This is a genomic window from Novosphingobium sp. 17-62-19, from assembly GCF_002256775.1.
In the GTDB taxonomy this organism is placed as follows: Bacteria; Pseudomonadota; Alphaproteobacteria; order Sphingomonadales; family Sphingomonadaceae; genus Novosphingobium.
Window position 1 is genome coordinate 1 of record NZ_NCII01000145.1, and the last position, 7,852, is coordinate 7,852.

Consider the following 7,852-nt stretch of genomic DNA (forward strand, 5'->3'; position numbering starts at 1 on the left):
ACCCTCGTTCGTTCACCTTTGAATACATCAACAGACCCAGCAGAGCTAACCTCACCTACATGCCCGATGCGGGCGGTGCGAGGGTGCCGAGCCATGCTACGAGCGCCAAGATACCAATCACGCAGGTTGTCTCGACCGCCAGGCTGACCCGCAGCGTCATAAGCGCTCCGTCATGATCGTTCATGGCAATCGAGCGTTCGAAGGCCGGCGTGAGGCGGAACCGATTAAGCGACGCGAGTCCCAGCATCGCTGCGAACAAGACCAGCTTGGCGAGCAGCAGCAAGCCGTAGAGCGTCGTGCCCAAGGCCGTGAAATTGGCTGGGCCCACGAGCAGCCAGCTGTTGATCAAGCCGGTGATCACTAAAATGGCAACCACGAGCGTGCCCACCGCCCCGAAGCCGTGCAGCGCCCGATGGGTAAGCTGAAGGTGCGCGGCATCGATCGCCTCGGCGCGGCGCATCATCAGGAGAAGCAATCCGAACAGTGCGCCAACCCATATACCGCCTGCGAGGAGATGGAGAATGTCCGCGCCCAGGTGAAGCCATCCGGTGCTTCCCTCGTCCATGGCACCGTGCCCGTTCCACGCGAGTGTCGCCAACGCCGTAGCGGCGGCAATCATGGCCATCGCCAGCCATGATGCTCTGCCTCGCGCCAGTAGGACCGCGCCCCCGGCAATGACCAGCGCTACCATGCGCACCTTCCAGGCGGAGCCAACCGGTGGCCCTCCGAGCAAGGCAGCCACCGCGGCCTCGTCGACCGGCCAGAATGGAGATCCGGCCATCGACGAGGCCATGAGGATCAGGCCAGCGGCTGAGAGCAGCAACCCGAGCACAGCACTTCCCGAAAGCCAAGGCCGCAGAGCGATTGCATCCTCGCGCTCGCCGAGCCACGCCAAGCGGATGGCGACGGTCGGCCAGTCAATCATCCGCTCACTTCACCGTGAAGGTGTAGCTGCCAGTGATTTTGTGCGTGTCGCCGGAAACGACCTGCCAGTCGACGTTGTAACGCCCACGCGGGAGACGCTGCTTCGGGATGATCGTGAGCGTACGCCCGTCGGAGCCGACCGCGGCGCTGCTCGGCATCTTCATGGCCGCCATGCCAGGCATCGCGGCCATGATCAGTTCGGCCTTGGAGAAAGCAGGCACGAGTTTCTCGCTGAACTGGAGGCTGATCTTCTCCGGGGTCGCAACCGCCGCGTTGGCGGCGGGGCTGGCGGATACCAGCTTCGGGTGCGCGTTTGCGACGCCGCCTGCGAAGAACAAGGCGGCGGCGGCAGTCGTGATGAACAAGCGACGCATCTGGGCAATCTCCATTTCCATTGGGTTCACTTGTATTACGCAGCCGGACGTTTCACCCCTCACGATCTTTTTCGTGCCGCCGCGCCTCTCGATGAGGGGTTAGCGGGGGAGGCGCGTATTCAGAAGGGAGTACAGAGCGCTTTTCACTGCGCCTTCCCGTCCGGACGAGCTGTCGCCGCGGGCCTGACGGGCGCTTGCGCGGGGTAATGATGAGGTTGCGGTTGACCAATCAAGGCTGGACTGGCGATCCCGAGGAGGTCATCGACTGTCTGATTGTGGGCGGCGGTCCCGCAGGCCTCACGACCGCGATCTATCTGTCCCGGTTTCTCAGGAGCTGCGTCGTCTTCGACACGGCGGCAGGGCGCGCCGCCTCCATCCCGCGCTCGCACAACCTTCCAGGATTTCCCGGCGGCATTTCCGGCGTCACGTTTCTTGCGCGCCTGCAAGCTCAGCTGCACGAATATGGCGGTACGATCCAGAGCGGTGAGATCGACGCGATTGTCGCATCAGGCGACCATTTCTCGGCAAGCTGCGGACTGAACGTCATGTACGCACGGACCGTGGTCCTCGCGACCGGGGTCGTCAATCGACGTCCAGAGATGCCCGATGCGATGCATGACATCGGCGTCGCGCGTGGTCTTATTCGCTACTGCCCGATTTGCGATGGTTATGAGGCTCGGCGGATGAACGTGGCGGTGCTCGGCTGCGACGGCCATGGCGCTGAAGAAGCCGAATTTCTGCGCGCTTATGGCGCCAAGGTCACGCTTCTCGCCGAACGGTCGCTCGACCTCGCTCCAATGGAATTTGCCAAGCTGAACCAGCAGGGCATCGATGTCGCGCCTTCGCCTGTCGAGCAGCTGCGTCTGGGCGAGTGTGTCGAGGTGCGGTTGGCCAACGGCCTGGGGCTACAATTCGACACGCTTTACCCTGCGCTCGGCTCGTCGCCTCGAACGCGGCTTGCCACTTCGCTGGGCGCGAAGCTCAGCGAATCAGGTTGCGTGCTGACCAACGCCCACCAACAATCCTCTGTTGCTGGCCTCTACGCGGTTGGCGACGTTGTGGAAGGGCTCGATCAGATCAGCGTCGCGACCGGACAAGCAGCGATCGCTGCGACCGCAATCCATAACCTGTTGCGCGACAGCGACAGCGGATTGGCATCCGCCATGGCCGGGCTGTGTCCCGCTCGGGGCGTACTGCCGACCTAGCGCGAGCTATTGGCAGTGCAACGAGTAAAGCCGCCACCCAGCGCTGATTCGTACCCACACGACGATCGGCGACACGGCCCTTCTCCGTTCAAATTCCCGCACTACGATCCCGGGCTCGCTCACGCAGGCGGCATGGGCGTCGAGACGGTGCGCTACCACCAGCGCCAGAGGTTACTCGACACGCCAAAGCGGCCGCACGGTCCAACGCAAAGGCCGGAACATTCAGGTTTGTAACCTCTTGCTTCGACAGGTGGTGAGACCACTGCCTGAACAGGAGAGAACGATGCACCACATGAAAGAGATGATCGCGACGCATCCGGACGTGAAAGGAAGCACGAACGATGCACTGATCCGCTGTCTCGAGGAGTGCTACTCATGTGCTCAAACCTGCACGTCGTGCGCTGATGCCTGTCTGGCGGAAGAGATGGTCGCGCAGCTTCGCCAGTGCATTCGGCTGAACCTCGACTGCGCCGACATCTGCTTGGCGGCAGGCTCGCTCGGCACCCGCCGCACCGGCAGCAACGAGCAGGCGCTGGTCGCGGCTCTTCAAGCCTGCGCCATCGCCTGCGGGCTGTGTGCGGAGGAGTGCGAGAAGCATGCGAGCATGCACGAGCATTGCCGCATCTGCGCTGAACACTGTCGCCGCTGCGAACAGGCTTGCAACGAAGCGGTTCAGTCGATCCGCTGATCAGCCGAGGACGCGTCCTTGGCGGAGACGCGTCCTCGACGGTCCCTGTTCAGGAAACGACCGCTTCACGCACACAGCCGGACTGGGTCAGAACGCCAAGTGGTTTATTCCGCCATGCATGAAGGTTCCGCCAAGGAACCCCTGGATGGAGATCGCCAGCGTCATCAGGCCAAGCAACACCCAGTACAACGTCCGCGACCGCTCGGGACCCTTACGGTGGCGCGCTGCCATCCAAGCCAGCGCAACGCCGAAGACCGCGATCAACGTTCCGAGCCAGCGATGCGTCATCAGGATCGGGTTGCGGTCGGTCAGGTAGAACCCGCCTGCGAACCAGCCCAGGAACGCCGCCGCGATTGCTCCCAGCGCTCCGACGACCAACATTATATGTGCGACATGCTGATAGTCCCGGTTGCGGCGCCACAACCCGAACAGCTCCACCCCGAACGCACCGATGAACAGTGCGATGGGAAAATGAATGACCATGGTGTGCAGCCGACCCAGCCAACTCACAAGACGTTCGCCGAAACTCTTGTTCTTGTTAGCGGTCTCCTCGTGCATGCCGCCCATGTCCATGTCATCGCCGGCGATGTCGCGGCCGGCCATGTTCATGTCCACGGTCGACATAGAGCCCATCCCCATGTGACCGTCGCCAGCGTCTGCTCCATCCTTTTTCTGAGTCTCGCCTGCGCTGTTAGCGGCCGGCCCGGGACCGGCCCCGAGCGCATCGTGATCTTCATGAGCCGATGCCGACGTGCTTACTGACATTGCAACCGCAAGGAGCAAAGCGAAGGCCCCGCCTCGTTTACCGCCCATCACCCGACCCCTTGATCCGTGTTCATCGATTCCCGTTTTCCTCACCCGTCCGAATCCTTTTGTGAACTCTTCGCCTGCTCTTTCAGACGAACTGGACCGTGGAGCTACGCCGGCTGCGGCGGCCGGGTCCTGCGCCGCTAGCCTGAAAAAACCGCCGATCAGCTGCCGTGGCGCGCGAACAGGCGGCGCCCGCCGGGACCGAAGGCGACCACGTCATAGGCCTGCGTCTTGACGCCCGGCACTTCCATTCCCGGCGAGCCGAGCGGCATACCGCCGACCGCGAGGCCTCGCACACCCTTGGGCCGGGTCGCGAGAGCCCGCTTCATATCGGCAATCGGCACGTGGCCCTCGAAAGCCATGCCATCGGCGATTGCTGTGTGGCAGGACGAGACGTCCGCAGGGACCCCCGCGCGCTTCTGCAGCGCCGGGCGATTGGAATCATCGACGACGCGCACCTGGCGCCCGAGCTGCCGCTGCACCTGCGCTGCCCACTTGGCGCAACAGCCGCAGCCGGGATCGCGGTGCATAACGATCGGGGTGGCCGCGCTGACGGCAACCGGAACCAACAAGGCTGCGGCAGTAAGCGCGGATCGTAAAGCTGTCTTCATGGAAAAACTCCTTGGTCATTCCTCCCGCCCCTCGTGGGGCGGGAGGAACGAAGATTATCACTGAGGTCGCTTGCTCATCGACCGGAGCATCGCCTGGAGTTCACCGATGCTCTTGTTTTGCTCGGCAATAGACTTCTGAGCCATTTGCCGGGTCTTCGCATCGGGCGCCTCGCGGAGAACGATCTGCGACATGGCAATCGCACCGCGGTGATGCTCGATCATCTTGCGGGCCCACGTCTCATTTGCATTGGCGCCTTTGGCCCTCATCATCTTCTCGTGCATCGCCATCTCGGCGGGCATGAAGGGCGTGTTCATGCCAGGCATGTTGTCGTGGTTCATGCCCTGCATTTTCGAGTGGTCCATGCCTTGCGGACTTAGTCAACGCAACAAAGCCCAATCGGCCTCAAAACCATGTGCGAATGCCCAGAACAAGGCTGGTCGATGACGCATCCTCGCCGTCCTCGCGTGCAAAACGAGCAGAGCGGCCCACTCTGCGCTCGTATGAAACACCGATATAAGGGGCAAACTCGCGCTTCACCTCGTAGCGCAGCCGCAAGCCAAGCTCGAGGTCCGACAAGCCCGAGCCGATCCGGTCTTCCGGAACGTCTTGCGCCGCAAATTCCGCTTCGAGACGAGGCTGGAGGATCAGGCGCTGGGTGATACGCTGATCGTAATACCCTTCAACGCGGCCGAGCACGTCACCCTTGCTAGACAAGAACAGTGCGCCCTCCACATCGAAAAAGCCTGGGGCCAGGCTCTCGAACCCAACCGTAGCGTAGACACGGGAGGGGTTGGGCTTGAAGTCGTAACGAATCCCGGCCTGGAAGTCGGTGAAGGGTCCGATCGCCCGTGCATAGAGCGCCTGCAGCTCCGCCCTTTCCAGGCTTCTCCCAAAGTTCCCTTCGCCTTCGGTTTTAAGAACCAGGCGATTGATGTCGCCACCGTACCAGGCACCGCCATCCCATCGATAGGCGTCGCGACCGTCGCGGACCTGGTATTCGGCCAGATTAAATATGACCTGCGAGAAATTCTGGCCGCCGTGCATCGACTGCAGATGCTGCTGCGAATGCGCCATGGCGGGGGCAGAGTAGACTTGGTCTGCGGCCCGATCCATCGGGATGGGCGGCGGCGGAGCGTTGCCGGCCGGCAGGTTGGTCCCGACCATTGTCGTGCCGGTCGCCGAAGGAGGCATGCTTCCCATGTCGTGACCTGCCATGCCTTGCATAGCGCCCGAACCATGGTCCATGCCCTGCATGGCACCTGGCTGGCCGGGGGCGGCACCGCCGGAGGTATCTGGCATCGCCGACATGTCGTGCCCGGCACCAGGATTGGGGTTGGCTCCAGGCGTAGTCATGCCCGGCATGGCCGTCATGTCATGACCGGCGTGAGGATCGGCAACGACCGCTCCAGGGGCCGGCGGCTTGGCGGACCGACTTGCGGCGGGCTTGGCCCCCGATCCCGCCTTCGCGCGCGGTGTCGACTTGGCGGCGGGCTTCACGGACTTCTTGCGCGCGGCGGGCTTGGTCGCTGCTGGCTTCTTAGCGGCAGGCTTTTTCACCGCTGGCGTCTTTGGCGGCGGCATCTTCATGCCGGGCATATTGGAATGGTCCATCTGCGCGGCCGCCGGGGTTGCCAGGCCGAGCGCTGCGCCGCTCGCGATCAGGAGGAGCTTAAGCTGCATCGCGATTCTCCTCGCCCATCGGGCGAACGGTCACGACACGCATCATCCCTGCGGTCATGTGATAGAGATTGTGGCAGTGGAACGCCCAGTCGCCGACCGCATCGGTCGTCACGTCGAACGTCATCTTGCCGCCAGGCGCTACATTCACCGTGTGCTTGCGAGGCGCCAAGTCGCCATGCCCGGTCACCAGTTCAAAGAAGTGCCCGTGCAAGTGGATTGGGTGCGGCATCATCGTGTCATTGATCAGGGTGACGCGCGCGCGTTCGTCCTTGCGGAACGGGATGGGGTCGGCGGGGTCGCTGAGCTTCTGGCCGTCAAAGCCCCACATATAGCGCTCCATATTGCCCGTCAGGTGGATCTCCAACTGGCGCGCCGGGGCACGAGCGTCCGGGTTGCGATCCAGCGCGACAAGGTCGCGATAGGTGAGCACGCGATGATCGACGTCCTCCAGCCCCTGCGGCGGCTCGGCCGTGCGGTCCTTCGGCATCGGCGAGATGGTCTGCACCCCCGGCCCCATCTTGACGCCGGGCGCGTTCTTCGGGTTGCGCATGTTCATGTCCATGCCCCCGGAGCCGTGGTCCATCCCCGCGGTGCCGCCGCTGCCCGTCTGGCTTGGGGTTATGCCCGACGCGCTGGCACCCATTTGGCTGTGGTCCATTCCCGCCATCGCGCCGGAGTTCATTTGGCCATGATCCATGCCGGCCATGCCGGCCATCCCGGACGCAACCGCGACCGCCCCGTGGTCAGTCGGTCCCTTCCAGCCGGTTAGCTTCCACAGGTTACGCGATGCGTTCTGCTGGACCGTGGGGTCGAGGCCGCGCTTCGCCACCGGGTTCTCGTCGGACATCCCCGACATTCCCTCCATCCCCTTCATGCCTCCCATATCCATGCCCATGTCGGTCATGGTCAGGAGCGTGCGCGGGCGAAGCGGCGGGACTGGGGCGATCATGCCCTCGCGCGGTGCCAGGGTGGCGCGCCCCATGCCGGAACGGTCGATCGCTTCGGACACGAAGCTGTAGGCGCGGTCGCCGGGCGTCACGATCACGTCGAACGTCTCCGCGACCCCGATCTGGAACTCGTCCACTTCGACGGGCCGGACGTTCTGGCCGTCGGCCTGCACCACTGTCATTGGCAGGTCAGGGATGCGGACGTTGAAGTTGGTCTGCGCCGCGGCGTTGACGATGCGTAGCCGGACGCGCTCCCCCGGCCGGAAGAGACCCGTCCAATTGTCGTAAGGCCCAAAGCCATTGACCAGGAAGGTGTAGGTCGAACCCGTGACGTCCGCGATGTCCGCCGGGTCCATCCGCATCTGCCCCCACTTCAGGCGATCCTTGAGGGGCATTTCCCGTCCGGCGAGCAGTCCACTCAGCGTCGGGCGCTGATAGTTGAAATAGGCACCGCCCATCTGCTTGAGCTTGCGGAAGATCTCCTCACCGGTCATCTGGCTGTGATCGGAGAGCACGATCACATGCTCGCGGTCGAATGCGATCGGGTCGGGTCCCGCGGGATCGATGACGATGGGGCCGTAGAGCCCGCCCTGCTCCTGCTCGCCCGAGTGG

9 protein-coding genes are annotated in these 7,852 nt (G+C 63.7%); 2 read left to right on the top strand and 7 right to left on the bottom strand.

Going from position 1 to position 7,852, the window contains the following annotated elements:
• Nucleotides 1–55 precede the first annotated feature (55 nt).
• Both copD and copC read right to left on the bottom strand, forming a co-directional pair.
• The gene (gene copD / locus B7X90_RS18125) at nucleotides 56–925 is read right to left on the bottom strand and encodes a copper homeostasis membrane protein CopD (protein WP_292626948.1); all 870 of its coding nucleotides are present in this window, start codon (nucleotides 923–925) and stop codon (nucleotides 56–58) included.
• 4 nt (nucleotides 926–929) lie between these two features.
• Nucleotides 930–1,298 (bottom strand): copper homeostasis periplasmic binding protein CopC, encoded by a 369-nt coding sequence (gene copC / locus B7X90_RS18130; RefSeq protein WP_037475981.1) that lies wholly within the window; start codon nucleotides 1,296–1,298, stop codon nucleotides 930–932.
• A gap of 221 nt (nucleotides 1,299–1,519) precedes the next feature.
• Here copC and B7X90_RS18135 point away from each other — a divergent pair, with 221 nt between their 5' ends.
• On the top strand, nucleotides 1,520–2,503 hold the full coding sequence (locus B7X90_RS18135; protein WP_338112977.1) for an NAD(P)/FAD-dependent oxidoreductase: 984 nt from the start codon (nucleotides 1,520–1,522) through the stop codon (nucleotides 2,501–2,503).
• Nucleotides 2,504–2,795: 292 nt separating this feature from the next.
• Nucleotides 2,796–3,191 carry a four-helix bundle copper-binding protein gene (locus B7X90_RS18140; RefSeq protein ID WP_202392498.1) on the top strand — a complete coding sequence of 132 codons (396 nt, stop codon included), beginning with the start codon at nucleotides 2,796–2,798 and terminating at the stop codon, nucleotides 3,189–3,191.
• Nucleotides 3,192–3,278: 87 nt separating this feature from the next.
• Here the strand turns inward: B7X90_RS18140 and B7X90_RS18145 are convergent, their stop codons facing one another.
• The 5 genes from B7X90_RS18145 to B7X90_RS18165 all read right to left on the bottom strand — a co-directional run.
• A complete protein-coding gene (locus B7X90_RS18145; protein ID WP_084718461.1) occupies nucleotides 3,279–3,815 on the bottom strand; it encodes a DUF2231 domain-containing protein in 537 nt (178 codons plus the stop codon).
• 347 nt (nucleotides 3,816–4,162) lie between these two features.
• Complete coding sequence (locus B7X90_RS18150) at nucleotides 4,163–4,612, bottom strand: DUF411 domain-containing protein (protein WP_047100380.1); 450 nt, start codon at nucleotides 4,610–4,612, stop codon at nucleotides 4,163–4,165.
• 57 nt (nucleotides 4,613–4,669) lie between these two features.
• Complete coding sequence (locus B7X90_RS18155) at nucleotides 4,670–4,975, bottom strand: DUF305 domain-containing protein (protein WP_292626964.1); 306 nt, start codon at nucleotides 4,973–4,975, stop codon at nucleotides 4,670–4,672.
• Between the two features lie 40 nt (nucleotides 4,976–5,015).
• Nucleotides 5,016–6,293, bottom strand: coding sequence for a copper resistance protein B (locus B7X90_RS18160; RefSeq protein ID WP_047100381.1), 1,278 nt, complete (start codon nucleotides 6,291–6,293; stop codon nucleotides 5,016–5,018).
• Nucleotides 6,283–7,852: multicopper oxidase domain-containing protein (locus tag B7X90_RS18165; RefSeq protein WP_292626967.1), on the bottom strand; the 1,570-nt coding region annotated here is incomplete at its 5' end. The genes B7X90_RS18165 and B7X90_RS18160, both read right to left, overlap by 11 nt.